The following is a 25,354-nucleotide window of genomic DNA, read 5'->3' as shown; positions in this document are numbered from 1 at the left end:
GTAGTTCGTGGGTTAACGGTGGGTAAGGGCGCGTAATGGGTCAGGACCGTGCTGGGGGCTCTCGTCGATCGCGTGGTCGCGGGCGCCCGTAGGCTGGGCGGTATGACCGCGACGGGGGCAAGTGAAGGTGCGGGCGTGAGGGGCGCGCCCACGGATGGGCCGTGGTGGTGGGCCCGGCGGCGCAGTGCCGTACTGGATGTGTTGTTGGCGGCCGCTTCGGCGGTGGAGTGTGTGCTGGAGGGTGCGCGGTTCGCGCAGGAGGCGCATCTGCCGGAATTGCTGGGGATGCTGCTGGGGGTGGTGGCGGGCCCGGTGCTGCTGGTGCGGCGCCGGTGGCCGGTGGCCGTGGTGCTGGTGTCGATCGTGGTGATGCCGGCGGAGATGGGCGCGCTGCTGGGTGTGGTGGGGCTGTACACGTTGGCCGCGTCGGATGTGCCGCGTCGGATCACGGCGTTGCTGGCGGGGATGACGGTGGTGGGGACGTTGGTGACGACGTTTCTTTCGCTGCGGCAGGACGTGGCGTCGCAGGAGGATTTCAATCCGCCGGTGTGGTTCGTGCCCGCGATGGCGGTGGCGGTGGGGTTGGTGGCGACGGCGCCGCCGGTGTTGTGGGGGCTTTACGTGGGGGCCCGGCGGAGGCTTGTGGAGAGCTTGCGCGAGCGTGCGGACGGTCTGGAGCGGGAGCTGTCGTTGTTGGCGGACCGTGCCGAGGAGCGGGCGGAGTGGGCCCGTAACGAGGAGCGGACGCGGATCGCGCGGGAGATGCACGACGTGGTCGCGCACCGGGTGAGTTTGATGGTGGTGCACGCGGCGGCGTTGCAGGCGGTGGCGTTGAAGGACCCGGAGAAGGCGTCGAAGAACGCGGCGCTGGTCGGGGATATGGGGCGGCAGGCGCTGACGGAGCTGCGGGAGATGTTGGGGGTGTTGCGTACGGCGGAGGGGGCGGCGGTGCGGGGCGGTCCGGCGTCGGATGCGCCGGAGCGGTTGGTGGCGGTGGCCTCGAAGGCGAGTTCCGGCGGGAGCGTGAAGGCGAGTGCCAAGGCGCGCGCCCAGGGGAGCGCGCGGGCGGGCGTCGAGGGGAAGGCGGTGCCCGGGTCGGGGGGCGGTGTGGCGGCGGAGTCGTCCCTGGTGGGTGTGCCGGCGGGGGCCGGTGTTGCTGCCGGGCGGGCGTCGGGGGCTTCCGTGGCGGCCTCGGCGGTGGGGGAGCCGGAGGGTGAGGGGCCGTGTCTGGCGGAGCTGGGGGAACTGGTGGGGCAGTCCCGGGCGGCGGGCATGGTGGTCGAGTTGTCGGTGGAGGGGCCGGGCGGGGGGCCTGGTGAGGTGTCCGGTGGGGCGTCTGGTGAGGGGGCTGGCCGGGGTTATGCGCGCGGGGTCGAGCAGACCGTGTACCGGGTGGTGCAGGAGGCGCTGACGAATGTCCACAAGCACGCGCCGGGTGCGCGGGCGCGGGTGCGGTTGGCGCACCGGGTGGGTGAGGTGGCGGTCCAGGTGGAGAACGGGCCGTCGCAGCGGGGGGCTACGGATGCGGGGTTGCCCAGTGGGGGCAACGGTTTGGTGGGGATGTGGGAGCGGGTGACGGCGCTGGGCGGGGTGTTCGTGGCGGGGCCCACGGAGGCGGGTGGGTTCCGGGTGAGTGCGGTGCTGCCGGTCTCGGACGGGTCGCACGTCGCCGGGTGATCCGCCGTGTCGGTGGGGGTTGTTCTGTGCCCGCCTGGCGGCGGGCGCGGGCGCGGGTGGGGTGGTTTGGGGCGGGTCGCGGGGTGGGTGCGTGGGTACGGGGCCAAGCCTCCGAGACTGCGTCCCTGCGGCCTGGTCCCTCCCGTGGGTCCCGCGTCCGCCCCGGAGGGGGAGGAACCCGTGTGCCGCCCCCGGCGCCCTACGCCGGCCCTGCCACGCTCAAACGGCTGGGGCGGGTGCCGAGTACGAGGGTGGTGAGGGCGTGGTCGATGGTGGGGCCCAGGTACCAGTCGCCGGTGTGGTCGAGGCTGTAGACGCGTCCCTCGGTGTCGATGGCCAGGACGGCCTGGGCGGCGGTGGTGCCGTCGTGGGTGGGGATTTCTTCCTGGCCGAGGGGGGCGACGTCGGTGTCGAGGGCGCGGCCGAGGTCGCCGAGGGTGCGGGCGAGGTGGAGGCCGTGGAGGGGGTCGAGGGCGAAGGGGGTGGGGGCGATGTGGCGGCCGGGTCCGGGGCCGGTGATGCGCAGGCCGCCGAATTCGGCCCAGGCTTCGACGGCGGCGGGGAAGACGGTGTGGCGGTGGCCGGCGGGGGAGGTGTGGCCGCGGAGGGTGTCGGCCCAGTGTTCCGCGCGCTTTATGTCCCAGCGTCCGGATTTCCAGCCGGCCTCTTGGAGGGCGACGTCGACGGCGACGGGGAAGCGGGTGGAGCCGACGCGGTCGTGGGTGGGACCGGGGGCGGGTGCGGGGGGTGTGGCGGGCGGCATGGTGCGGGTCAGCTCCCTGTGGGCGTCGTGCCGCCGACGGGCATGACGCCGAAGTGGGCGAGGAGCGCGTCGCAGGAGCGGCAGGGTGGGGCGTAGGTGCCGTGCCGTGGGTCGCCGTCCTCGCGGATGTGGCGTGCGGTGATCTTGGAGTGTTTCAGGGAGCGGCGGGCTTCGCCGTTGGTGAGGGGTTTGCGGGAGGCGCGTTTGCTGCGGCTCGCCTCGACGGAGGTGAGGTGGCGGGAGAGCAGGACGGCTTCGGGGCAGCGGCCGGTGAAGCGTTCGCGTTGTGCGGTGGGGAGGGTGTCGAGGAAGTCCTGGACGAGGGGGTGCAGGGCGGGGGGTTGTTCGGCTTTGCCGGCGGTGCAGGTGAGGGTGTGGCCGCGTACCGACAGGGCGGCGCCGACGGTGGGGAGGATGCCGTCGCGGCGGTGGCGCAGGGCGGGCGCGCGGTCGGTGTCGGCGGTGGCGCGCCAGCCGATGCGGGGGTCGCCGGTGGTGGCGGTGTGGTGTGCGGTGGTGCTCATGGCCGTGCTGTTCCCTCCCTGCAATCCCCCGACTTGCGGGGTCAGCCTGCCAAAGGTGCTGGGTGTTGCGGTAGTCGGAGGCGCTGTCGGTGATCTCACTGGCGGGTGCCGGGCTGTGATGTGGGGGGCAACAGGGCTGGTGGGCGGCGTGGTGCGGGGTGTGGTGCGGGTGGCGGTGAGGGGGTGACGGGGGTGTGTCGGCGGGCTGACGTGTGCGGGCCGGGGGCGCGGGGCCGGTGTTGCGGCACGGCATAGGCTGTGCGCTTAAAGCCAGCTTCAGCCAGGGGGCAACCGCGATGACGACAGGTCGGCTCGGGCAACAGGCCGCGCCACCGAATACGGCCTATGCCGGGCAGGTCGTGCATTTTCCGGATCCGGTACGTGCCGCCCGGTATCCCGCGGGTGTGCGGATCGACGAGAACGGCTTTCCGCAGTTCTCGCCGTACGCGCGGGCGGCGGCGGAGATCGCCGAGCCGCCGGAGGGTTTCGGTGTCGATGAGCTGCGGTTGACGGACTATGTGTCGGCCAACGCCGCGTTGCACGCGCAGGGGCACGAGCTGTGGGTGGAGGTGCCGGCGGTGGCGACGCCGCACGGCTGGACGTGGCATCACGTGGCGGGGACGCGGCGGCTGGAGTTGGTGCCGGTCGAGGTGAAGGCGCTGCTGCGGCATCACGGCGGTTTGGCGACGGCGGCGGTGGAGCACGACAAGCGGGGTACGCGGCCGTTGCAGGAGACGCGGCCGGCGCATTTCGGTTTGCCGCACCGTGATCTGTCGGTCTCCGAGGAGCAGGTGGCGCAGGCCGAGGAGGCGCTGGGCTATCGGCTGCCGGGCGCGTACCGGTCGTTTTTGAAGGCGGCGGGCGGGTGCGCGCCGGTGGGTGCGGCGCTCGACGCGGAGTTGGGGCTGCTGGTCGATCAGCCGTTCTTCACGGTGCGCGACGACGCGGCGGTCAACGACCTGGTGTATGTGAACAAGTGCCTGCGGGATCACTTCACCAAGGACTATCTGGGTGTGGCGTTCGTGCAGGGCGGTGTGGTCGCGGTGCAGGTGCGCGGTGCGTCGCCGGGTTCGGTGTGGTTCTGCCCGTATGACGACGCGCGTGACCGGGACGGCTGGTCGGTGACGGAGCGTGTGGAGCGGCTGCTGTTGCCGTGCGGTGCGGATTTCGATGAGTTTCTGCAGCGGTTGGCGGGGAATCCGCCGGAGCTGGAGACCGTGGCGAACCTGATGGTGGACGGTGGCTTCGCGTACGCCGTTCCGGTGGAGGGGTGAGCGCGTTGGTGACGTTCGCGCAGGCGCAGGAGCGTGCGGAGCGCTGGGTCAACGGCGATGTGCCGGCGCCGCAGCACCGTGAGGTGCGGGTGCGGGAGTTCGATCTGGGTTTCGTGGCGTGGGCGGAGGACCGGGAGGACGGTCCGCGCGGTGAGGGTGGCCGCAGTCGTCTGGTGATCGCCCGGGACAGCGGGGAGACGACGCTGTGGCCGGGGTTGCCGGTGGGTGAGGTGATCCGGCGGTACGAGGAGGAGTACGGCGCGGCTGCGGACGGCGGTTACGGCGTGGCGGAGCCGGCGCCGCAGCGGATCGATCTGGAGGCGACGTCGTTTTTGCTGACGCCGCCGGAGTGGTTGCAGGAGGCGGCGGACTCGCTGGGGATTCCGGACCGGCGGGGGGAGAGCGGAGCCGGCGGGGCGGGTGCCGCGGCGGGTACGGGCGGTGCCGGTGCGGCCGGTGTCGGTACGGCCGGTACTGGTGCCGGTGCGACTGGTTCCGGTGGGGCGACGGCGGGGGCCGCGGTGTCGGCCGGTTCGTCGGGTGCCGCGGACGCCTGGGCCGGGGTGAACGTCGACGTCGGTGGTGCCGGCGGTGACGGCGCGGGTGTCGGCACGGTGGCCGGTGATGATGGTGTGTTCGCGCAGGCCGACGGCGGTACGGCGGCGGGCCCCGGGGCCGGTGCGACGCCGTGGGCCGGGACGGACACGACGGCCGGGGAGGACGCCGAGGACCGGTCGGTGGGGCTGCCCGCCACGGTCTTCGCGCCGCCGCTGACCGGTTTCGCCGACGAGGACGACACGCCGCCGCCGCGTACGCGGCCGGAGGCGAAGACCGAACTCCTGCACGGCGGCAGCCAGTTGCCGCGTACGCAGATCGCGCCCGCGCTGGACGTGCCGGGCGCCGAGGTGCCGGATGGCTCGGCCGGTCAGGCGCGTCCCGGCGGTCCCGGGGGGCTGCCCGCGCCGCCGCCGATGCCGGCCGCCCCGCCGGGTGCGCCGCCGCTGGCGGACCTGCCGCCGCCGTCCGGTGCGCCGGCCGCGGCGGTGCCGCCGCCCGCCGGTTTCACGCCGCCCGGCGCCCCGACTCCCGCCCCGCCGGGCGGTGGGGTGCATGCCGCGGCGACGATGCTGGCCGACGGCGCGGCCCTGCCCGGCAATGCCGCGGGCCCGCCGCCGCCCCCTGGCGCGCCCGGAACTCCCGGCGCGGGCCGGGACGGGCAGCGGCAGGGTCCGGCGGATGCCGCGGCGGGGTCGCGCCCGTCCGGTGGGCCGTCGCCGTCCGGTCCCGGGGCGCCCGGTGCGCCGGCCGGTGGGTACGTACCGACGCAGTTGGTCTCGCAGTTGGACGCGGAGGGTCTGGATCTCAGCGCGGTGGACGGGCCCGGTGCGACGAACGGCCCGGGGGCGCCCGCGGGTGGCTCCGGTGGCGGGGTGCACGCCGCGGCGACGATGCTCGCCGACGGCGCGGCCCTGCAGGCCGAGCTCGCGGCGTCCGGCGGGCCGGGTGTGCCGCCGCCGCCCGCGCCTCCTGGCGTGCCCGGCGCGCCGAAGCCGCCGGGTGTGCCCGGGGCGTCGGGGGCTCCGGGGGCTCCGAAGCCGCCGGGTGTGCCGGGTGTGCCCGGTGCGCCCAAGCCCCCCGGCCAGTTGGGGCGGCCGGGTCAGTCCGGTGCGTCCGCCGCTGGTCAGGGTTCCGGTGGCGAGGGCGGTCCGCCGCCCCCGCCCGCGCCGCCCGCCGCCGGTGGTGGCGGTGGCGTGCACGCCGCGGCGACGATGCTGGCCGACGGCGCGGCGCTGTCCGCCGGACTCGCAGGTCCGGGCGGCCCCGGCATGGCACCCGGCCCCGGCATGCCGCCAGGCCCGGGCATGCCCGGGCCTTCCCCGGCGCATCAGGCTCCACAGGCCCAGCCGCCGCACCCCGGCCGGCCCGGTCCGCCCGTCCAGCCCGGCCCGCCGCCCGGTGCGCCGGGCCCCGGCGGCCCGGGCGCGTACGGCTATCCGCAGGCGGCCGGCGGCGTGCCGACCGTCGGCCCCGGCTACATGGCGGTGCTCAGCTATCGCGCGCCGGACGGTTCGGAGCAGAAGATCGTGCGCCGCTCGGCGCCCGGTACGCCGCACCCGGAATGGCAGCTCCTGCACGAACTGCGGGCGATGAACATCCCCCCGCAGCAGGTGGTGGAGCTGCACACCGAGCTGGAGTGCTGTGATCTGCCGGGTGGTTACTGCGCCCGCATGATCCGCGACAACTGGCCGCAGGTGCGCATCAGCCACACCGCCGCGTACGGCAGGGACCACGCGTCGCGGCAGCAGGGCGTGCGCCATCTCGTCGAGCACCAGGGCGAGTTGCACCAGGTCGCGGACGGTCCGGCGCGGCCGGCGCCGGTGCGGGTGCCGTTGCCGCACCCCTCGCAGGTGCCTCCGGTGGTGCCGGTGCCTCCGCAGGTGATCGGGCAGGAGCTGGAGCAGTCCTTCGGCCCGCAGGGGATCTTCCGCTTCGACCAGCGGGCGGTCTCCCGGCACGGTGTGCCCGAGGTGGTCGCGCAGACGCTGGTGTGGGCCGGTCTGCCGGTCGATTTCGGCCCGTTCTTCTGGGCGCAGGCGCAGCCGGGCCGGCCGGTGCCGACGCTGGCGGAGCTGGCGGCGGAGCGCGGGGTGCAGCCGGCGGCGGACGCGGGCTCGTATCTGGTGATGGGCAACGATTTCGGCCGTCAGCTCTGTGTGCAGTACGGGACCGCGAACATCGTCGCGGTTCCGATGGAGGTGTCCCCGGCGCACGCCGGGCAGCCGGCGATCCCGCAGTTCGTCAACACGGGGCTGCCGGAGTTCACGCGCTGCCTGGCGATGCTGGGGCGGATGTGGCGGCTGCGGTACGGGCTGACGCCCGAGCAGGCGGGCCGCTGGACCGTCGACTTCCAGGCGCAGTTGGTCGCCCTCGATCCGCCGGCGCTCGGCTCGCCCGAGACGTGGTGGTCGGTGCTCCTGGAGCAGATGTGGGACGGGCTGCTGTAGGCGGCGGTGGTCGCGGCGCGGACTGACGGTCCGCGTCCGCGTGGTGGTTCGGCCGGCGTAGGGCGCCCGGCCCCTGAGAAGGGGCCGGGCGCCTTTGTCATGCCCGGGCATCCGGCGCGCGGCGTCCCCGTCGGTGTCCCGATTCCGATTTCTGTCAGCGAATGACGCATCCTGGGGTGGAGATGGGCGGAGTGTCGCGATAGGGGTGCTTCGGCCCGATCCAGAAAGATGTGCGCGGGACTGTGCACAACCGTGCGGGCCCGCGCGACTGCTGTGCGCGGCGGAGAGGGGCTTGAGGGATGAGTGCATCGGTTTCGCCTCACGGGTTCGAGACCGTACGAGGGCGCGGCTACCGGCCGGACCAGGTGGACCGCCGCGTGGAGGGGCTCTCGATAGACCGCGACTCGTGCTGGGAGCGGGCCGCGCGGCTGACGGTCCTGTCGAACGAGATGACGGCGGAACTGGCGGAGCTGCGCGCCAGGGTCGCGGAGTTGGGGCCGCAGACGTATGAGTGTCTCGGCAAGCAGGCCCGGCTGATCCTGACCACGGCCGAGTCCGAGGCGGAGCGGCTGCGGTCCGAGGCGGCGCGGGCGGCCGAGCGGGCGCGTGAGGACGCGGGGGTCTACGCGGACGAGGTCGGTGACGCGGCGGAGCTGGCCGCGCGGACACTGCGCGACGAGGCCGAGGAGCAGGCGCGGCGCGCTGAGGAGGCGGCGCGGGCCGAGGCGGCCGCGCTGGTGGCCGAGGCGGCGCGGGACGCCGAGCAGTGGCGGGCCGAGGCGGCCGCGGAGCTGGAGGACGCGCGCCGGGATACCGCACAGATCTGGGAGGACCAGGAGAAGCGGCAGGCCGAGGAGTGGGACGCGGTCGGCCGGGAACTGGCGGACCTCGAAGCGGAGATGGACCGGCGGGTCGCGGAGCTGGACGCGCGGGGCGAGGCGGTGTTCGCGGAGAGCCGGCGCGCTCAGGCGGAGGTGGAGGAGGCCGTCCGGCACCAGTTGGAGGACGCCGAGGACCGTGGCGCGGCGCTGCTGGCGCAGGCCGCGACCGAGGTGGAGCGCATCGAGCGGGTCACACGGCGGATCCTTCGCGAACACGAGGAGGAGCGCGACCAGGTGCGGGCCCATATGACGCACGTACGCAACAGCCTGGCGGCGCTCACGGGCAAGGACCCGGCACCCGAGCCGGAGACGGAGACCGGGACGGAGAGGGAGACGGAAGGGGAGCGGGAGGAGTTGGGGGAGTTCGAGGAAGCGGGGGCCGGTTCGGGTGGTGGCGCCGCGGCGGAGGCCGTCGCGGACGAGGCGCCGGATGCCGCGTCCGTCGGCGCCGCCCGTACCCCCGTCGATCCCGACGAGGAGGACACCCTGGAGACGGAGCTGCCCCGCGTGGAGAGCTGAAGCCGGGAGCCGGGAGCCGGGAGCCGGGAGCCGGGAGCCGGGAGGGGTGCTCTACGCCCCGGCCGTCCCGGCCCGGTCCGCCGCCTCCCTGCCGTTCTCCGCCTCCCTGCCGTTCTCCGTCTCCCTGCCGTTCTCCGGCTCCGTCTCCGGTGCCGGGCCCGCGTCGGCGTGTACGGGGAAGTGCCGGGGGGCCAGGACGAGGAGGGCGGTCAGGGCGAGGGCGGCGGCCGCGGCGGCGGCGAGGTAGACGTGGTCGACGGTGGCGTCCACGGCGCGGCGCAGGTAGTCGGTGGCGCGGGCGGTGAGGGCGCCGGCGTGTTCCAGGGCGTGGGAGACCGCGTCGAGGTCGTGGGGCAGGCCCGGGCGGAGGGCGGGCGGGGCGTGGGTGAGGCGGTCGTTGAGCGTGGCGTTGGCGAGGGCGCCGAAGAGGGCCGCGCCGAGGGACTGGCCGACCTGGCGGCAGAAGAGTATGGAGGCGGTGGCGGTGCCGCGTTCGGCGTAGCCGACGGAGGACTGGACGCCGATGATCAGCGGGAGCTGGAAGAGGCCGAGGGCGGCGCCGAGCGCCAGCATGATCAGCGCGGGCTGCCAGGCGGCGCCCGGGTAGGGCAGCAGGGGGAAGGCGAGCAGGATCAGGCCGGCCGCGACGATGCCGAGGACCGCGCAGTTGCGGATGCCGATCCGGCGGTAGACGTGGCTGCTCAGGGCGGCGGAGACCGGCCAGCTCAGGATCATCACGGACAGGACGAAGCCGGCGGCGGTCGGGCCGAGACCGAGGACGGCCTGGGCGTAGGTGGGCAGGAAGACGGTCGGGGCGACCATCAGCAGGCCCAGGGCGCCCAGGGCGAGGTTGACGGCGGCGATGGTGCGGCGGCGCCAGACCCAGCCGGGGATGATCGGTTCGGCGGCGCGGCGTTCGATCAGGACGGTGGCGGCCGCGCACACCGCGCTGCCGGCGAGGAGCAGCAGCGAGGGGGTGGACAGCCAGGGCCAGGCGACGCCGCCCTGGACGAGGGCGGTCAGGAGCAGGCCGCCGCAGGCGAAGACGGCCAGGGCGCCGGGCCAGTCGACGCGCGGCCGGGGTGCAGTGGCGGGCCGGCGCCGCCGCCCGTCCTCGGTGAAGTGCCGGACGATCAGCCACAGGGCGACCGCGCCGACGGGGAGGTTGACCAGGAAGATCCAGCGCCAGTCGGCGTAGGCCGCGAGGAGGCCGCCGAGGGCCGGTCCGGCGACGGCGGAGGTGGCCCAGACGCTGGAGAGCCTGGCCTGGATCTTGGGGCGTTCCTTCATCGGGTAGAGGTCGGCGGCGATGGTCTGGACGGTGCCCTGGAGGGCGCCGCCGCCCAGTCCCTGAAGGACGCGGAAGGCGATGAGGGAGGCCATGTCCCAGGCGCCGGCGCAGGCCAGGGACCCGGCGAGGAAGAGGACTATGCCGGTGATCAGGACGGGCTTGCGGCCGAAGGTGTCGGAGAGCTTGCCGTAGACGGGCAGGGTGACGGTGACGGCGAGCAGGTAGCCGGAGAAGAGCCAGGAGAAGACGGCGAAGCCGCCGAGGTCGCCGACGATCTGGGGGACGGCGGTGGCGATGATGGTGGAGTCCAGAGCGGCGAGCGCCATGCCGAGCATGAGGGCGGCGACGACGGGGCCGCGGCGGGGGCTGCGGGCGGCGGGGGCGCCGGTGGCCGGGTCGGCCGCTCCGGGGCCGCCCGGCTCGCGCTCCAGGTCCCGCTCCCGGCCCGGGGCCTTGTCGGCGGCGCTGTCCCGGCCGTCGTGCCGGCCGTCGCCCCGGCCGTGGTCCCGGTCGCCGCCCCGCGTCCCGCCGCTCACCGCATCCCCCTCCGCCATCGCCCGTAAGCCTCCCGCCGGCTACCTGTGTCCGCGGGCGGCGCACGCCCGCGGACATTGCATGTACGTGACACCCTTCCATGCGGGGCCGGTATACGGAACGGTGCCGCCCACTAGGTGGGACGGCCGCAGTCCCCGGCGCCCGGGCCGTACGGGTCCGGCGGCGGGCTCGGGGCAGCGGGGGCGCCACCACGGGGGGCGGGCGTAAGGTGGGCAACCCCGGCCCGTTCGACGTGTCGGGCTGTTCGCGTTGTTCGCCTCGCTGGGACGGAAACCTTTTTCATGAGCCTGACCGGTCTGCTCGACGCCGTCGTACAGGACCCCGCGCTCGCCGAAGCGGTGCGGGCCGCCGCCGACGGAAACCGGCCGCATCTGGACCTGGTGGGTCCGCCCGCCGCCCGCCCCTTCGCCGTCGCGGCCCTCGCCCGCGACGCGGGCCGACCGGTGCTCGCGGTGACCGCCACCGGCCGCGAGGCCGAGGACCTGGCCGCCGCGCTGCGCACGCTCATGCCCGCCGGCCAGGCGCACCGCGTCGTGGAGTACCCGTCCTGGGAGACGCTGCCGCACGAGCGGCTCTCGCCCCGCTCGGACACCGTCGGCCGCCGCCTGGCCGTCCTGCGCAGGCTCGCCCACCCGCGGACCGACGACCCGGCGGCGGGCCCCGTCTCCGTCGTCGTCGCGCCCATCCGCTCCGTGCTCCAGCCCCAGGTCAAGGGGCTGGGGGACCTGGTGCCGGTCAGCTTGCGGACGGGGCAGAGCGCCGATCTGGGCGAGATCGTCGAGGGGCTCGTGGCGGCCGCCTACACGCGTGTCGAACTGGTCGAGAAGCGCGGCGAGTTCGCCGTCCGCGGCGGCATCCTGGACGTCTTCCCGCCGACCGAGGAGCACCCGCTGCGGGTGGAGTTCTGGGGCGACGACGTCGAGGAGATCCGCTACTTCAAGGTCGCCGACCAGCGGTCCCTGGAGGTCGCCGAGCACGGCCTGTGGGCGCCGCCGTGCCGTGAGCTGCTGCTGACCGACGACGTGCGGCGGCGGGCGGCGGCGCTCGCCGAGGCCCACCCGGAGCTGGGCGAACTGCTCGGGAAGATCGCCGAGGGGATCGCCGTCGAGGGCATGGAGTCCCTGGCGCCGGTCCTGGTCGAGGAGATGGAACTGCTGCTGGACGTGCTGCCGGCCGGCAGCATGGCCGTGGTGTGCGACCCGGAGCGGGTACGTACCCGGGCGGCCGACCTGGTGGCCACCAGCCAGGAGTTCCTCCAGGCGTCGTGGGCGGCGAGCGCCGGCGGCGGCGAGGCGCCCATCGACGTGGACGCGGCGTCCCTGTGGGGCATCGCCGATGTCCGTGAACGGGCGCGTGAGCTGGGCATGATGTGGTGGTCGGTCAGCCAGTTCGCGGCCGGCGGCACGCAGCCGGACGCCGCGGACGACGACGCCGACGGCGACTCCCTGAAGCTGGGCATGCACGCCCCCGACGCCTACCGCGGCGACACCGCGCGGGCCCTGGCCGACACCAAGCAGTGGCTGGGGGACGGCTGGCGCACGGTGTTCGTCACCGAGGCGCACGGCCCCGCGGCCCGTACCGTCGAGGTGCTCGGCGGTGAGGGCGTCGCGGCGCGTCTCGACGCGGATCTGGGCGAGATCGCCCCGTCCCTGGTGCACGTCGCCTGCGGCTCCCTGGACAACGGCTTCGTCGATCCGGCGCTCAGGCTCGCGGTGCTCACCGAGACCGACCTGTCGGGGCAGAAGGCGGCCGGCAAGGAGCTGGGCCGGATGCCGGCCCGCCGCCGCAAGACGATCGACCCGCTCACCCTCCAGGCCGGCGACTTCATCGTCCACGAGCAGCACGGCGTGGGCCGCTACCTGGAGATGGTGCAGCGCACCGTGCAGGGCGCGACCCGCGAATACCTCCTGGTCGAGTACGCGCCGGCCAAGCGCGGCCAGCCCGGCGACCGTCTCTACATCCCCACCGACCAGTTGGAGCAGGTCACCAAGTACGTCGGCGGGGAGGCGCCCACCCTGCACCGGCTGGGCGGCGCGGACTGGACCAAGACCAAGGCGCGCGCGAAGAAGGCGGTCAAGGAGATCGCCGCCGACCTGATCAAGCTGTATTCGGCGCGGATGGCGGCGCCCGGCCACACCTTCGGCCCGGACACGCCCTGGCAGCGTGAGCTGGAGGACGCCTTCCCGTACGCGGAGACGCCCGACCAGCTCACCACCATCGCCGAGGTCAAGGAGGACATGGAGAAGTCCGTCCCGATGGACCGGCTGATCTGCGGCGATGTCGGCTACGGCAAGACCGAGATCGCGGTGCGTGCCGCCTTCAAGGCCGTCCAGGACGGCAAGCAGGTCGCCGTCCTGGTGCCCACCACCCTCCTCGTGCAGCAGCACTACGGCACCTTCACCGAGCGCTACGGCCAGTTCCCCGTCAACGTCAGGGCGCTGTCGCGCTTCCAGAGCGACAGCGAGGCCAAGGCGGTCCTGGAGGGGCTGCGGGAGGGCTCGGTCGACCTCGTCATCGGCACCCACCGCCTGTTCTCCGCCGAGACGAAGTTCAAGGACCTGGGCCTGGTCATCGTGGACGAGGAGCAGCGGTTCGGCGTCGAGCACAAGGAGCAGCTCAAGAAGCTGCGCGCCAACGTGGACGTCCTGACCATGTCCGCGACGCCGATTCCCCGGACGCTGGAGATGGCGGTCACCGGCATCCGCGAGATGTCGACGATCACCACCCCGCCCGAGGAGCGGCACCCGGTCCTCACCTTCGTCGGGCCGTACGAGCAGAAGCAGATCGGCGCGGCCATCCGCCGTGAACTGCTGCGCGAGGGCCAGGTCTTCTACATCCACAACCGGGTGGAGTCCATCGACCGGGCGGCGGCCCGGCTGCGGGAGATCGTCCCCGAGGCGCGGATCCGTACCGCGCACGGGCAGATGGGCGAGTCGGCGCTGGAGCAGGTCGTGGTCGACTTCTGGGAGAAGAAGTTCGACGTGCTGGTCTCCACCACGATCGTGGAGTCGGGCATCGACATCTCCAACGCCAACACCCTCATCGTCGAGCGCGGCGACAACTTCGGCCTCTCGCAGTTGCACCAGCTCCGCGGCCGGGTCGGGCGGGGCCGCGACCGCGGTTACGCCTACTTCCTGTACCCGCCGGAGAAGCCGCTCACCGAGACCGCGCACGAGCGGCTGGCGACCATCGCCCAGCACACCGAGATGGGCGCGGGCATGTACGTCGCGATGAAGGACCTGGAGATCCGCGGCGCGGGCAACCTCCTGGGCGGCGAGCAGTCCGGGCACATCGCGGGCGTCGGCTTCGACCTGTACGTGCGGATGGTCGGCGAGGCCGTGGCGGACTACCGGGCGTCCCTGGAGGGCGGCACGCAGGAGGAGCCGCCGCTGGAGGTCAAGATCGAGCTGCCGGTCGACGCGCACGTCCCGCACGACTACGCGCCGGGCGAGCGGCTGCGCCTCCAGGCGTACCGGGCCATCGCCGCCGCCTCGACGGAGGCGGACATCGCGGCGGTCCGCGAGGAGCTGACCGACCGCTACGGCAAGCTTCCCGAGCCGGTCGAGAACCTGCTGCTGGTCGCCGGCCTGCGGATGCTGGCGCGCGCCTGCGGCGTCGCCGACATCACCCTGCAGGGCTCCAACATCCGCTTCGGGCCGGTGGAGTTGCGCGAATCGCAGGAGCTGCGCCTCAAGCGGCTCCACCCGCGCACGGTCATGAAGCCGGCCACCAAGCAGGTCCTGGTGCCGCGCCCGACCACCGGGAAGATCGGCGGAAAGCCGCTGGTCGGGCGGGATCTGCTGGCGTGGGTGGGGGAGTTCTTGACGACGATCGTGGGGTCGTGACGGCGGGACGGGCCCGGCCGCGCGCCGCCGCCCTCCGGTGGGCTCAGGTGACCCGGCGTACGATGCGGCGCGCGCAGTCGGCCGGGGTGGCGCGGCTGGTGTCGACCTCGATGTCGTAGCGGACGCCGCGGTGCACCAGCTCGGCCTGCGCCGCGGCCATGCCCGCGACCCGGTCCCCGCGGGCCGCCTCGCGCGCCGTGGCGACCGCCGCGTCGCAGCGCACCCCCACCCACAGCACGTCCAGTCCCTCGGTGGCCGCCCGCCAGCGCTGCTGCCCCGCCCGGCCGCTGAGGAACACCTCGTCCAGGATCACACCGGTGCCCGCCCGCGCCATCGCCGCCACCCCACGCCGCCAGTTCGCCTCCAGCTCCGCGAAGACCGGCCCCACCAGGACCTCGCCGTCCTCGGCCAACACCAGCCCGTCCGGCGAGCTCATCAAGGCGGGCGGCAGCGCGGCGACGAGCGTGTCGACCCCGAACGTCAGCCACGGCCGCGGCAGGACCTCTTGGAGGGCCCGGGCGAGCGAGGAAGTACCGGAGCTGGAGCCCCCGTTGAGCACGATCATGTCGGTGGTCATCGCGCCACCGTAGGCGGGCGGGCGCCGCGCTGTCGTGCGGAATACGGGGGACCGGCACCCACGTCGGCCCCCGGCCGTCACCGTGCCGATGTCCGGTGGAAGACCACCACGTCCGCGGCGCCGCCCAGGAGGACGTAGGTGGATTTCGGGTGGCGGGCCGAGGCGTCGGTGAGGGCCTGCTGGGGGGTGCGGTGGTCGCGGAGTTGGACGGCGATGTAGTCGGGGGAGAGGCCGCGGGTGTCGCCGGTCCACAGGACGCGGGTGCGGCCGGTGAGGCGGCTGAGGGGGCGGATGTCGGCCTCCACGGTCGCGCCGTCGGGGATCTTGTCCAGCAGGCGTTCGGCGGCGGCGATGCCCGGCGGTTTGCGGTAGGTGGCGGCCTCGGTGAGGCGGGACAGCGGCAGGGTGGTGGTCAGCGCCAGGGCGGCGGCCAGCACGGCGGCCGGCAGGTGCAGCGCGTAGGCGCGCAGCCAGGGGCGGGCGGAGAGCCGGGCGCGTGCCAGGGCGTCGACCAGGGCGAGGAAGACCACCGGCATCAGGACGGCGTTGTAGTGCCAGTCGGTGCCCCAGTAGTGCGGCTCGTGCGACAGCAGCCGCCAGCCGAGGGTGGGCAGGGCGGCCAGCAGGAGCGGGGAGCGCAGCGCGAGCAGGCCGGTGGTGGGCAGCAGGACCCACAGCACGGTGCGTACGGCGGTGCCGGCCGGGACGGCGGCGCTCGGGCCGTCCGCGCCGCCCAGCTTGGTCCAGTAGTCGTAGGAGCCGGAGCCGTTGAAGCCCGGGATGATCACGCCGAGGGTGACGGCGGTGGCGGTCAGCCCGAACGCGACCAGGCCGACGGCGAGCGGCGCCGCCCGGCGGCCGCGGATCAGCACCAGCGCCCCGATGGCCGCCGCGGTGACCCCCAGGTCCTCCTTGACCAGCACCAGCGGCGCGGCCCAGCACACCGCCGCCGTCCAGCGCCCGCGCAGCACCGCTTCGAGGGCGAAGGCGATCAGCGGCAGCGCGAAGGCGATCTCGTGGAAGTCGAAGTCGACGGCCTTCTGCACGCCCCAGGACATGCCGTACGCGAGGCCGACGGCCAGGCCCCGGCCGCGGCCCAGATAGCGGGCGGCGGCGCGGGTGACGGGGATGGCGGACAGCGCGAACAGCGCGGCCTGCGCGGTGAGCAGGGTCAGGGGGGAGGGCAGGAGGCGGTAGAAGGGGGCGAGGAGGATCAGGACGGGGCTGAAGTGGTCGCCGAGGACGTTGGTGCCCGGCCCCTTGAGGTCGACTATCGGGGCGCGCAGGTGGGCGTAGCCCCGTACGGCCTGTTCGAAGATCCCCAGGTCCCACGACGCGGTCGACATCGACCGGAAGCGGCACCACGAGAGCACGGCGAAGGCCAGGAAGAGGGCCGCGGCCGTCCAGTACGGGTCGAGGCGGGGTGCGCGCAGCGCGGTGAGGCGGGCGCCCGGCCCGCCGCCGAGGGCCGCGCGCACCGGGCCCGGGGGCGGCGAGGCGGGCCGCCCGGCGCCCGGGGAAGCGGTTCCGGCCTGCGGTCCGATGGTGGCCGCGGTCCGCGGCCCGCTCCCGGCGGCGGCCTGGGGCGGGGTGCCCGCACCGCCGCCCGCCGCGGTTGCTGCGGCCGTGTCCATGACGGTCCTCACTCTCAACTTCCGAAAAGATACTCGAAGCGGCGCCCCTCCCGGCCCGGTCGCCGCCGCTGCGTACCGCCTGCCCGCGGACGCCGTCCCACGCTCCTGGATTGGATGCCGACGTGATACCGACCGCGCGCCCCGCCCTGCCCCCCGACCCCCACCGCACGCCGGGCACCACCCGCGCCGTCCCGCTCGCCGCGTCGGTCACCGGCGCCGCGCTGGCCGCTGTGCTCGCCCTCACCGGCTGCTCCCCGGAGGGCGCCGGCCCCGGCTCCGGCTTCGGTGATGACGCGGACGCCGGGGCGAGCGCGTCGGTTCCCGCGACGCCGGGGAGCGCCGGCAGTGCCCTGCGCGCCGTCGCCGGCCTGGAGGTCAAGGGCCGGGCCCCGAAGACCGGATACGCCCGCGACCGGTTCGGCTCCCCGTGGGCGGACACGGACGGCAACGGCTGCGGGACCCGCGACGACATCCTCAAGCGCGATCTGCGGGGTACCGCCTTCCGCGGCGGGCGGTGCGTGGTGCTGTCGGGCACGCTGGCGAAGGACCCGTACACGGGGCGGCCGCTGCGCTACGAGCGCGGCCGCAGCACGATCGACATCGACCACGTGGTGGCCCTGTCCGACGCCTGGCAGAAGGGCGCGCGGGGCTGGCCGGGGAGCAAGCGGGTGGCGTTGGCCAACGACCCGCTGAACCTGATCGCGGCCCAGGCGTCGGCGAACCGGCGCAAGGGCGACGGGGACGCGGCGACCTGGCTGCCCGCGTACCGGCCGTACCGCTGCGCGTATGTCGCGCGGCAGGTGGCGGTGAAGAGGAAGTACCGGCTGTGGGTGACGCGGGCGGAGAAGGACGCGATGGTGCGGGTGCTCGACGCCTGCCCCGCCGAGCGGCTGCCGGGCGGCGGCGGTCCGACCCGGGCGCCGGCGCGCTTCTCGGCGAAGTGAGGGGCGGGGACTCGCGCCGGTGAGCGCGGTGCGGCCCGGGACCGCGGGGTGCGGTTCCGGGCCGTATCGCTGTGCGCGGTGGGCTGTCCGTGACGCGGGAGGGGCGGCCGTCGGGCTGCGCCTCAGCCGAGCGGCAGGGCCCAGTGGATGGACTCCAGGTCGAAGTCGGGGGTGACCTCGACGTCGAGGGTCTTGGCGGACGGCGGGGCGTCGAAGGCGAACGTGACGACGCTGGAGGTGCCCGGGACGACCGAGCCGCTGAAGCTGCTGTCGACCTTGTCGTCGACGATCTCCTCCGCGGGCTTGCCCTCCTTGCCGGCGCGGGCCTGCACCAGGAACGTCTTGGTGTCGAACTTCTTGTTGCCCTTGTTCTCGATCTTGACGTTGACCTTGTAGCTCTTGTTGCCGGAGGTGTGGCCGACCGCGATCTCGCTCGGGGTGAAGGTCGTGGCCTTGGTGACGGTGACCTCGATGCCGGTGTCGTAGGCGGCGGTGTCGCCGGGTGCGTAGAGGTCGGCGGTGGAGGGCTTGCCGTCCTTGCCGGAGCCCTTCTTGCCGGAGGCGCTCTTCGACTTGGCCTGCGAGGACTTCATCGCGTCGTTGACCTCGTCGATGACTTCCTTCGCCGCCTGGAAGGTGAGGTAGGCGCCGACGGCCGACAGGATCATGGCGACCAGGCCCAGGACGGCGCCGATCGTCGCGACGCCCTTGTTCGTGGCCTCGCCGCGCTTGGCGCGGCCGCGCCCCACCAGGCCGAAGATCAGTGCCAGGAGGCCGAGGAGGCCGGCCAGCCAGAACATCAGCGGTATCGCGCCGGTGAGGGCGCCGATGATGCCTATGACCAGGGCGGCGACACCGAGGCCGTTACGGGCCGTCTGGGGGCCCGGCGCACCGGTCGGCCCCAGCGGGCCGGGCTGGGAGTGCATCTGCTGAGACATACGGGCCCCTTCCGGGCACGGGATCGCGTCCTGGTGAACCGATCCTGTTGAAGCGATGGGTCAATAAGAGCAGTACCTGTGAACCGAGTCAACAAGGTTGCAAAAGTTGTGTGAGTTCACGGCTGTGAAGCGCTGGTCAGGGTTCACGTAGGTATGCTCGAAGACACAGCGGGCACGGCGTACGGGGACGGGAGCCAGCGGGTGCCGGACAACGCAACACCTGACAACACCTCACCTGAGCGGATGTCACCTGACCGGGCATCAGCCGGGCGGATGTCGGCGGACACACCGTCAGCGGGCGGACCCACGACCGGGATCGGCGGCGCGGCGGGCGGCGGGGCGACCGAGGTGACCGCCGCCGGTATCGCGCGGCTCGCCGGAGTCGGCCGGGCCGCGGTCAGCAACTGGCGGCGCCGGCACGCCGACTTCCCCAAGCCGGTCGGCGGCACCGAGACCAGCCCCGCCTTCGCCCTCGCCGACGTCGAACAGTGGCTGCGCGACCAGGGCAAACTCGCCGAGGTACCGCTGCGCGAACGGGTCTGGCAGCAGCTCGTGGGCCATCCGGCCGGCGCCGCCGCCGCGCTGCGCCAGGCCGGCGCCGTCCTGCTGCTGGTCCGCGACCGGCCCGCGGCCTGGCGGCAACTGCGCGCCGCCACCGCGGACACCGAGCTGACCGGCGTGCTGCCCGCCGTCCTGGAGTCCGTCCTGACCGCCCGGCTCGGCCCCGACCACCCCGTGGGCGGCCTGGGCCGCGACGCACTCGCGCCGTCCGCCGCGCTCGTACGGGCCGCCGGCGACCTCGCCGCCGCGGAAGGCGCCGCCCCCGCGTTCGCCTTCCTCATGGGCCGGCACCTGGACGCCAACCCCCGCCAGTACACCCTCACCCCGCCCGGCACGGCCGCGCTGATGGCCGACCTCGCCGCCCCCGGCGGCCCCGTGCCCACCGTCCTGGACCCCGCCTGCGGCACCGGCAGCCTCCTCGCCGCCGCCACCGGCCGGGCGGCGGACGGCGCGGACGGCGCGCCCCTGACCCTGCACGGCCAGGAGTCGGACCCCGACCTCGCCGCGCTCACCGCCCTCCGCCTCGCCCTGAGCGCCCCCGGCGCCCGCGTGCGGGTACGGGCCGGCGACACCCTGCGCGCCGACGCCTTCCCCGACGAGGCCGCCGACGCCGTCCTGGCCCACCCGCCGTTCAACGAACGCAACTGGGGCCACGACGAGCTGGCCTACGACCCCCGCTGGGAGTACGGCTTCCCGGCCCGCACCGAATCCGAACTGGCCTGGGTCCAGCACGCCCTGGCCCGGCTGCGCGAAGGCGGCACCGCCGTCCTGCTCATGCCGCCCGCCGCCGCCTCCCGCCGCTCCGGCCGCCGCATCCGCGCCGACCTGCTGCGCCGCGGCGCGCTGCGCGCCGTCATCGCCCTGCCCGCGGGCGCGGCCCCGCCCAACGGCATCCCGCTCCACCTGTGGATCCTGCGCAAACCCGGCGCCGGCACCCCGCCCGTCCCGCACCTCCTCGTCGTCGACACCGCCGACCTCGCCACCGCCGGCGCCTCCACCGGGCGCGACAAGCCCGACTGGCACGGCGTCCGCACCACCGCCCTGGAGGCGTGGCAGACCTTCGACCGCGACGGCGGAATCGAGGAGGAGCCCGGCGTGCGGCGGTCGCTGGCCGCCATCGACCTCCTGGACGACGACGTCGACCTCGCCCCCGCCCGGCACCTCCCGCCGCCCGCCGCGGCCGGCGGCCCCGCCGAACTCGCCCGGGTACGCGAACGTCTGACCGCCACCCTCGCCCGCACCACCGACCTCGCCCCCCGCCCCACCGGCGAGGACCCCGGACCCCAGGCCGGCGCCGCCCGCTGGCCGCTCACCACCCTCGGCGAACTCGCCCGCTCCGGAGCCCTCGTCCTGCGCCCCGGCGGCGCCGGCACCGCGTCCGCCGACGGCGCGCCCGCCGTCCTCACCGACCACGACGTCCTCGCCGCCGGCCCGCCCACCGGCACGCTGCCCGGTGCCGCCGGCCCCCCCGAGGAACCCGTCCTGGTGCGGACCGGCGACGTGGTCGTCCCGGTGCTGGGCGGCGGCGCGGTCGCCCGCGTCGTCGACGACGCCACCGCCGGCGCGGCCCTCGGCCGCAACCTCACCCTCCTGCGGCCCGACCCGGCGGCCCTCGACCCCTGGTTCCTCGCAGGCTTCCTGCGCGGTACCGCCAACAACCGCCAGGCCAGCAGCTACGCCTCGACCGCCACCCGGCTCGACGTCCGCCGCCTCCAACTGCCCCGGCTGCCGCTCGCCGACCAGCGGCGCTACGGCCGGCGCTTCCGCGACCTCGCCGCATTCGAAGAGGCGCTGCGGCTGACCACGCGCCTGGGCGAACAGCTCGTCCAGGGCCTGTACGACGGCTTCACCGACGGCTCGGTCGCCCCGGACTGAGCGACCCACCGGCCCGGGCGCCCCGAGGGGCCACCGCGTATTGTCCGGTCGTTCCGTACAACCCCGGGGGCGCCGGCCGTGTCGTATATACGCCCACCGGCACGTGCGCGCAGCGCGGCGCCCGCGCGTCCGCGTGCGGGTGGGCGTGCGGGCGCCGCACACCGGCCACGACCGATCACCCAGGAGCAGCGATGCACGGCCCCGCCCCGGCCCACCCCCCGCACCGTCCACCGGCGCGGGGCACGGTCGTCACCGTGCGGGTCGTCTTCGTCGCCGTCGCCGTGCTCAGCCTGGGGTTCCTGGCCTGGGTGGCGCTGCTGCGGGCCGCGCTGGTGACCCGTAAGCCGCTCGGCTGGTGGCTGTTCGGCGCCGACCTGGCGCTGGTGATCGCCACGACCGCGGTGGCCGGTGGCTATCCCGAGACGGACTGGCGCACGGATGCCGCCGTGATGGTGCTGCTGCTCCAGATGGCGGCGGCGGTCACCTACTACCTGGCCGCCGACCTCCGTGCGGCCCGCCCGGCCGGGCACGAGGCGCTCCACGGATACGGCGGCGGCCCGGCCCCTTACGGCCCGCCGGCCACCGCACACCCCTACGGCCCGCCACAGCCCGCCGCCCCCGGCCCCTACGGCCCGCCGCGGCCGTACGCCGCCGACCTTCCGCACGCCCGGACCGAGACCCGCCTGTCCCCGCCCGCCTACGGCCCGCCCCAGGACCCGCCGTACCCGGCGCCGCCCCCGCGGGAGCGCCCGCAGCCGCAGCGCATCGACCGGGTGCGGGCCGAGCTCGACGAGCTCAGCGACTACCTCCGCAAGGAGGAGGGGCGGTGAACGGGCGGGTCATCGCCGAGCGCTACGAACTCTCCGCGCTGCTCGGCCAGGGCGGCATGGGCCAGGTGTGGATCGGCTACGACCGCCGCCTGGACCGCCGCGTCGGCGTGAAACTGCTGCGCCCCGACCGGGTGGCGGGCACCCCGGACGGCGAGGAGATGCGCCGCCGCTTCGTGCGCGAATGCCGCGTCACCGCGCAGGTCGACCACCCCGGGCTCGTCACCGTCCACGACGCGGGAAGCGACGACGAGGACCTGTTCCTGGTGATGCAGTACGTCGAGGGCGCCGACCTCTCCGACCACCTCGCCGAACACGACCCCTACCCCTGGCCGTGGGCGGTCAGCGTCGCCGCCCAGCTCTGCGGGGTCCTGGCGTCCGTGCACGCAGTGCCGATCGTGCACCGCGACCTCAAGCCGCGCAACGTCATGGTCCGGCCCGACGGTTCCCTGGTCGTCCTCGACCTCGGCATCGCCTCCGCCCTCGACACCGACACCACCCGCCTCACCCACACCGGCTCCCCCATCGGCAGTCCCGCCTACATGGCGCCCGAACAAGCCATGGGCGGCGCCGTCGGCCCGCACACCGACCTCTACGCCCTCGGCGTGCTGCTGCACGAACTCCTCAGCGGCGACGTCCCCTTCGCCGGCTCCACCGCGCTGGGCGTGCTGCACCGCCATCTGTACGAGGAGCCCGTCCCGGTACGCCGGCTGCGCCCGGACGTCCCCGAGGCCCTCGAAGCGCTGGTGCTGCGTCTGCTGCGCAAGGACCCCCAAGCCCGGCCCGCCGACGCGCAGGAGGTCTACCAGGCCCTGGCCCCGCTGCTGCCGCCGTCCGCCGCGGGCTCCCCGGCCCTGCGACCGCCGGCCGCCCCGCTCGCCCCCATGGACCCCACCCGTCCCTTCCGGCAGCCGCACGCCCCCTGGCCGGCGCGCTCCTCGACACCCGGCCCGCCCCCGATGGCGGCCGCGGGCCCGCCGCCCGCCGCCGCGCCCCCGGCCGCCGACCCGCGGACCTCCCCCACCGGCCCCGACCCCCGCAGCGCCGCCCCCGGTCCCCGGCCGCCGGGCCCGGACGTCGCCGCCGCCGTCGACGAGGTCAAGTCCCTGCTCGACCAGGGGATGATCACCCGCGCCGTCGACATCCTCGGCGGCATCCTGCCGGCCGCCGCCGCCCGGCACGGCGCGCACTCCCCGGTCGTACGGACCCTGCGCAAGCAGTACGCCGCCACCCTCATGGACGACGGCCAGTACCGCCGCGCCCTGCCCGAACTGCGCCTGCTGGCCGGCGAATACGCCAAGGAATCCGGCCCGGGAGCGGCTCACCAGTCCCTCCTGTTCCACTACGAGGCCGCGCAGTGCCTGGAACAGCTCGGCGAGGTCGCCGAGGCGCTGGCGGAGTACCGCGCCCTGCTCCCGCACTTCGAGCGCTACCCCGACGACCCCCTGCGTCCCCTGGAGATCCGGCGCTCCATAGGCCACCTGCTCCTCGCCCAGGGCGAGCGCGGCGCCGCCCACGAGACCCTCTCGCGGCTGCTCCACGACGCCGAGCGGCTGCACGGCCCGCACCACACCTTCGCGGAGGAGATCCGGCGCACCCTGCACTGGCTCGGCCAGGTCCGGGGCTGAGAACCGCGCCGCCACACCTCCATCCGGGCGGCGCACCCAAACCGACGGACAATCGTTGGCCAAACCAGTGGCCCGGATCACACCGAGTCCTTACCATCGATCAACGCCAGACCGATGAGCCCGCCCGTCCCAGCCCCGACTGGGAGGCCCGACCAGCCGCACGGGCGCCCCGCGCCGCTTTTCGTTCCGCTCTTCGCCGGGAGGCCAAGTGTTCCGCCGTAGGACAGCGCTCTCCGTATCCGCCACCGTCGCCCTGCTCGCCGCGACGCCGCTGCTGGCCGCCTGCGGCGACGACGCGCGCCCCGGTGCCGCCGCCGTCGTGGACGGCAAGCGGATCACCGTCTCCGAGCTCCAGGCGAAGGTGCGCCAGGTGCGCGAGGCGCAGGCCGAGGCACCCCAGGGCGGTCAGCTCATCAGCGGCACCGGCCGGCTGAGCCTGGCCACCCTCAACGGCCTGATCTTCGACGAGGTGCTGGCCCGCGGCGCGAAGGACGCGGGAGTGACGGTCACCCGCCGCCAGATCCAGAAGTGGCGCGCGAAGGCCGAGAAGCGCGCGGGCGGCGCCGAACGGCTGAAGGCGATGTGGCTCCAGCAGGCCGTCGCGCCCGACGAGATCGACACCATGGCCCGCAACCAACTGCTGCTCGACGGCCTCGCCGAGAGCCTCGGCGCGGACCGCTCGCAGCCCGAGGGCCAGCGGCAGCTCGCCGAGGCGCTGTCCAAGACCTCCCGGAAGCTGGGCATCGACGTCAACCCGCGGTTCGGCAAGTGGGACGACAAGCAGGTCATCCTCGGCGAGACCAAGGACCCGTGGATCACCACCGAGCCGGCGTCCCGCCAGCGGATCTGAGACCGCCGGCCGCACGGCGGACCCGAGGGTTCGACCGGTGACCGGCCGGCACCGGGCGCCCTCGGCGCGGTGCGTTACGTTCAATGGGTGAACGCTGACGCCTCCCCCGCCGACCCCGGCGCCGCCGACCGCCCCGAGAGCGGCGGCACCGGACGCCTGGTCCTGCTCACCACCAGCCACCGGGTCGCCCCCGGCCTGCTGTCCTGGCCCGCCTGGCAGACGCTGCGCACCGCCGCCCGGGTGCTGTGCGCCGACCCCCGCCATCCGCAGCTTCCCTATCTGCGGGAGGCCGGCATCGAGGTGACGGAGGCCGCCCCCGACGCCCGCGAACTGGTCGACTACTGCCGGGCCGGGGCCCGTACCGCCGTCGTCCTGACCTCCGCCGACGGCGAGAGCGCGCTGACCGACGGCCTGGCCCGGCTGGCCGGCTCCGGCCGCGAGTCCATGCCCGACCTGGAACTGCTCCCCGGCTCCTACGACCTGCCCGGCGCCCGGCTGCTCGACCTCGTCCAGATCATGGACGAGATCCGCGCCGCCTGCCCCTGGAGCAGCATCCGTACCCACCGCGACCTCGCCAAATACGGCATCGAGGAGGCGTACGAGCTGGTCGAGGCCATCGAGGAGGGCGACCGCGCGGCGCTGCGCGAGGAGCTGGGCGACGTCCTCCTCCAGGTCGTCTTCCACGCCCGCATCGCGCAGGAGGACCCCGACGAGCCGTTCTCCCTCGACGATGTCGCGGCCGGGCTCGTCGAGAAGCTGATCCACCGCCATCCGCACGTCTTCGGCGACGAGACCGCCCACACCCCCGAGGACGTCAAGGCGCACTGGCTGCGGACGAAGGCGGCGGAGAAGCGCCGCGAGTCGGTGACGGAGGGCATTCCGCTCGGGCAGCCCGCCCTCGCCCTCGCCGGCAAGCTCGCCTCCCGCGCCCGTACGGCCGGGATCGAGGCGGTCCCGGCGGGCGAGGGCGTCGGCTACGAGCTGCTGGCGCTGGCCGTCCGCGCGGAGGCGGCCGGCACCGACCCGGAGACCGCGCTGCGCGCCGCGGCCCGCACCTACCGCGACGCGATCCGCGCGGCGGAGGGACTGCCCCCGGCCGGCCGTCAGGACGCGCGGCCCGATGAGGCGGAGGAGGAGGCGGACTCCGAACCGTTCGGGGACTGACCCGCGCGCGGCCGCCCGGCGC

At 74.9% G+C, this 25,354-nt stretch carries 17 protein-coding genes; 11 read left to right on the top strand and 6 right to left on the bottom strand.

Translation table 11 applies throughout. The annotated features are described in order from the left end of the window. Positions 1–102 precede the first annotated feature (102 nt). Entirely contained in the window at positions 103–1,677 is a 1,575-nt protein-coding gene (locus tag ACZ45Z_RS11915; RefSeq protein ID WP_468360129.1) for a sensor histidine kinase, read from the top strand. 199 nt (positions 1,678–1,876) lie between these two features. On the opposite strand, the gene ACZ45Z_RS11910 is transcribed toward ACZ45Z_RS11915, so the two are convergent. Together ACZ45Z_RS11910 and ACZ45Z_RS11905 are read right to left on the bottom strand one after the other, a co-directional pair. Further along, entirely contained in the window at positions 1,877–2,440 is a 564-nt protein-coding gene (locus tag ACZ45Z_RS11910; RefSeq protein WP_468360126.1) for an SUKH-3 domain-containing protein, read from the bottom strand. Between the two features lie 8 nt (positions 2,441–2,448). Further along, positions 2,449–2,964, bottom strand: coding sequence for a YwqJ-related putative deaminase (locus ACZ45Z_RS11905; RefSeq protein WP_468360122.1), 516 nt, complete (start codon positions 2,962–2,964; stop codon positions 2,449–2,451). Positions 2,965–3,260: 296 nt separating this feature from the next. On the opposite strand from ACZ45Z_RS11905, the gene ACZ45Z_RS11900 reads away from it, so the two are divergent. From ACZ45Z_RS11900 to ACZ45Z_RS11890, 3 genes are all read left to right on the top strand, one after another. Next, on the top strand, positions 3,261–4,238 hold the full coding sequence (locus tag ACZ45Z_RS11900) for an SMI1/KNR4 family protein (RefSeq protein ID WP_468360119.1): 978 nt from the start codon (positions 3,261–3,263) through the stop codon (positions 4,236–4,238). 5 nt (positions 4,239–4,243) lie between these two features. Continuing rightward, the gene (locus ACZ45Z_RS11895) at positions 4,244–7,243 is read left to right on the top strand and encodes an SUKH-4 family immunity protein (protein WP_468360779.1); all 3,000 of its coding nucleotides are present in this window, start codon (positions 4,244–4,246) and stop codon (positions 7,241–7,243) included. A 299-nt stretch (positions 7,244–7,542) separates the two neighbouring features. Next, positions 7,543–8,643 (top strand): cellulose-binding protein, encoded by a 1,101-nt coding sequence (locus ACZ45Z_RS11890; protein WP_468360116.1) that lies wholly within the window; start codon positions 7,543–7,545, stop codon positions 8,641–8,643. Between the two features lie 51 nt (positions 8,644–8,694). Here ACZ45Z_RS11890 and ACZ45Z_RS11885 read toward each other — a convergent pair whose 3' ends face one another. Further along, entirely contained in the window at positions 8,695–10,488 is a 1,794-nt protein-coding gene (locus ACZ45Z_RS11885) for an MDR family MFS transporter (protein WP_468360113.1), read from the bottom strand. Positions 10,489–10,770: 282 nt separating this feature from the next. Here ACZ45Z_RS11885 and mfd point away from each other — a divergent pair, with 282 nt between their 5' ends. Continuing rightward, on the top strand, positions 10,771–14,334 hold the full coding sequence (mfd, locus tag ACZ45Z_RS11880; protein ID WP_468360110.1) for a transcription-repair coupling factor: 3,564 nt from the start codon (positions 10,771–10,773) through the stop codon (positions 14,332–14,334). Between the two features lie 43 nt (positions 14,335–14,377). Here the strand turns inward: mfd and cpt are convergent, their stop codons facing one another. Continuing rightward, complete coding sequence (gene cpt / locus ACZ45Z_RS11875; protein ID WP_468360107.1) at positions 14,378–14,911, bottom strand: chloramphenicol phosphotransferase CPT; 534 nt, start codon at positions 14,909–14,911, stop codon at positions 14,378–14,380. 77 nt (positions 14,912–14,988) lie between these two features. Next, positions 14,989–16,545 carry a DUF2079 domain-containing protein gene (locus ACZ45Z_RS11870; protein WP_468360104.1) on the bottom strand — a complete coding sequence of 519 codons (1,557 nt, stop codon included), beginning with the start codon at positions 16,543–16,545 and terminating at the stop codon, positions 14,989–14,991. Between the two features lie 221 nt (positions 16,546–16,766). Between ACZ45Z_RS11870 and ACZ45Z_RS11865 the strand changes: the two genes are divergently transcribed. Continuing rightward, complete coding sequence (locus ACZ45Z_RS11865) at positions 16,767–17,489, top strand: HNH endonuclease family protein (RefSeq protein ID WP_468360776.1); 723 nt, start codon at positions 16,767–16,769, stop codon at positions 17,487–17,489. A 122-nt stretch (positions 17,490–17,611) separates the two neighbouring features. Here ACZ45Z_RS11865 and ACZ45Z_RS11860 read toward each other — a convergent pair whose 3' ends face one another. Then, positions 17,612–18,427 (bottom strand): DUF4190 domain-containing protein, encoded by an 816-nt coding sequence (locus ACZ45Z_RS11860; protein ID WP_468360101.1) that lies wholly within the window; start codon positions 18,425–18,427, stop codon positions 17,612–17,614. A gap of 153 nt (positions 18,428–18,580) precedes the next feature. Between ACZ45Z_RS11860 and ACZ45Z_RS11855 the strand changes: the two genes are divergently transcribed. The 5 genes from ACZ45Z_RS11855 (at position 18,581) to ACZ45Z_RS11835 (ending at position 25,332) form a co-directional block, all read left to right on the top strand. Continuing rightward, positions 18,581–20,863 carry an N-6 DNA methylase gene (locus ACZ45Z_RS11855; RefSeq protein WP_468360098.1) on the top strand — a complete coding sequence of 761 codons (2,283 nt, stop codon included), beginning with the start codon at positions 18,581–18,583 and terminating at the stop codon, positions 20,861–20,863. A gap of 191 nt (positions 20,864–21,054) precedes the next feature. Continuing rightward, positions 21,055–21,693 carry a hypothetical protein gene (locus ACZ45Z_RS11850; protein ID WP_468360096.1) on the top strand — a complete coding sequence of 213 codons (639 nt, stop codon included), beginning with the start codon at positions 21,055–21,057 and terminating at the stop codon, positions 21,691–21,693. A 56-nt stretch (positions 21,694–21,749) separates the two neighbouring features. Continuing rightward, on the top strand, positions 21,750–23,318 hold the full coding sequence (locus ACZ45Z_RS11845; RefSeq protein WP_468360773.1) for a protein kinase domain-containing protein: 1,569 nt from the start codon (positions 21,750–21,752) through the stop codon (positions 23,316–23,318). Positions 23,319–23,526: 208 nt separating this feature from the next. Beyond that, complete coding sequence (locus tag ACZ45Z_RS11840) at positions 23,527–24,168, top strand: SurA N-terminal domain-containing protein (RefSeq protein ID WP_468360093.1); 642 nt, start codon at positions 23,527–23,529, stop codon at positions 24,166–24,168. Positions 24,169–24,255: 87 nt separating this feature from the next. Continuing rightward, positions 24,256–25,332 (top strand): nucleoside triphosphate pyrophosphohydrolase, encoded by a 1,077-nt coding sequence (locus ACZ45Z_RS11835; RefSeq protein ID WP_468360090.1) that lies wholly within the window; start codon positions 24,256–24,258, stop codon positions 25,330–25,332. Positions 25,333–25,354: the final 22 nt, after the last annotated feature.

Source organism: Streptomyces sp. NPDC031210 (assembly GCF_055570395.1).
Note: the sequence above shows the minus strand (reverse complement) of the source record. Positions and strands in the feature narration are given on the sequence as shown.

What these genes read in the sequence shown, in the direction of transcription:
- ACZ45Z_RS11915 (WP_468360129.1), top strand. Translation starts at nt 103, where the DNA reads ATGACCGCGACGGGGGCAAGTGAAGGTGCGGGCGTGAGGGGCGCGCCC.
- ACZ45Z_RS11910 (WP_468360126.1), bottom strand. Translation starts at nt 2,440, where the DNA reads ATGCCGCCCGCCACACCCCCCGCACCCGCCCCCGGTCCCACCCACGAC.
- ACZ45Z_RS11905 (WP_468360122.1), bottom strand. Translation starts at nt 2,964, where the DNA reads ATGAGCACCACCGCACACCACACCGCCACCACCGGCGACCCCCGCATC.
- ACZ45Z_RS11900 (WP_468360119.1), top strand. Translation starts at nt 3,261, where the DNA reads ATGACGACAGGTCGGCTCGGGCAACAGGCCGCGCCACCGAATACGGCC.
- ACZ45Z_RS11890 (WP_468360116.1), top strand. Translation starts at nt 7,543, where the DNA reads ATGAGTGCATCGGTTTCGCCTCACGGGTTCGAGACCGTACGAGGGCGC.
- ACZ45Z_RS11885 (WP_468360113.1), bottom strand. Translation starts at nt 10,488, where the DNA reads ATGGCGGAGGGGGATGCGGTGAGCGGCGGGACGCGGGGCGGCGACCGG.
- mfd (WP_468360110.1), top strand. Translation starts at nt 10,771, where the DNA reads ATGAGCCTGACCGGTCTGCTCGACGCCGTCGTACAGGACCCCGCGCTC.
- cpt (WP_468360107.1), bottom strand. Translation starts at nt 14,911, where the DNA reads ATGACCACCGACATGATCGTGCTCAACGGGGGCTCCAGCTCCGGTACT.
- ACZ45Z_RS11870 (WP_468360104.1), bottom strand. Translation starts at nt 16,545, where the DNA reads ATGGACACGGCCGCAGCAACCGCGGCGGGCGGCGGTGCGGGCACCCCG.
- ACZ45Z_RS11860 (WP_468360101.1), bottom strand. Translation starts at nt 18,427, where the DNA reads ATGTCTCAGCAGATGCACTCCCAGCCCGGCCCGCTGGGGCCGACCGGT.
- ACZ45Z_RS11855 (WP_468360098.1), top strand. Translation starts at nt 18,581, where the DNA reads ATGCTCGAAGACACAGCGGGCACGGCGTACGGGGACGGGAGCCAGCGG.
- ACZ45Z_RS11850 (WP_468360096.1), top strand. Translation starts at nt 21,055, where the DNA reads ATGCACGGCCCCGCCCCGGCCCACCCCCCGCACCGTCCACCGGCGCGG.
- ACZ45Z_RS11845 (WP_468360773.1), top strand. Translation starts at nt 21,750, where the DNA reads ATGGGCCAGGTGTGGATCGGCTACGACCGCCGCCTGGACCGCCGCGTC.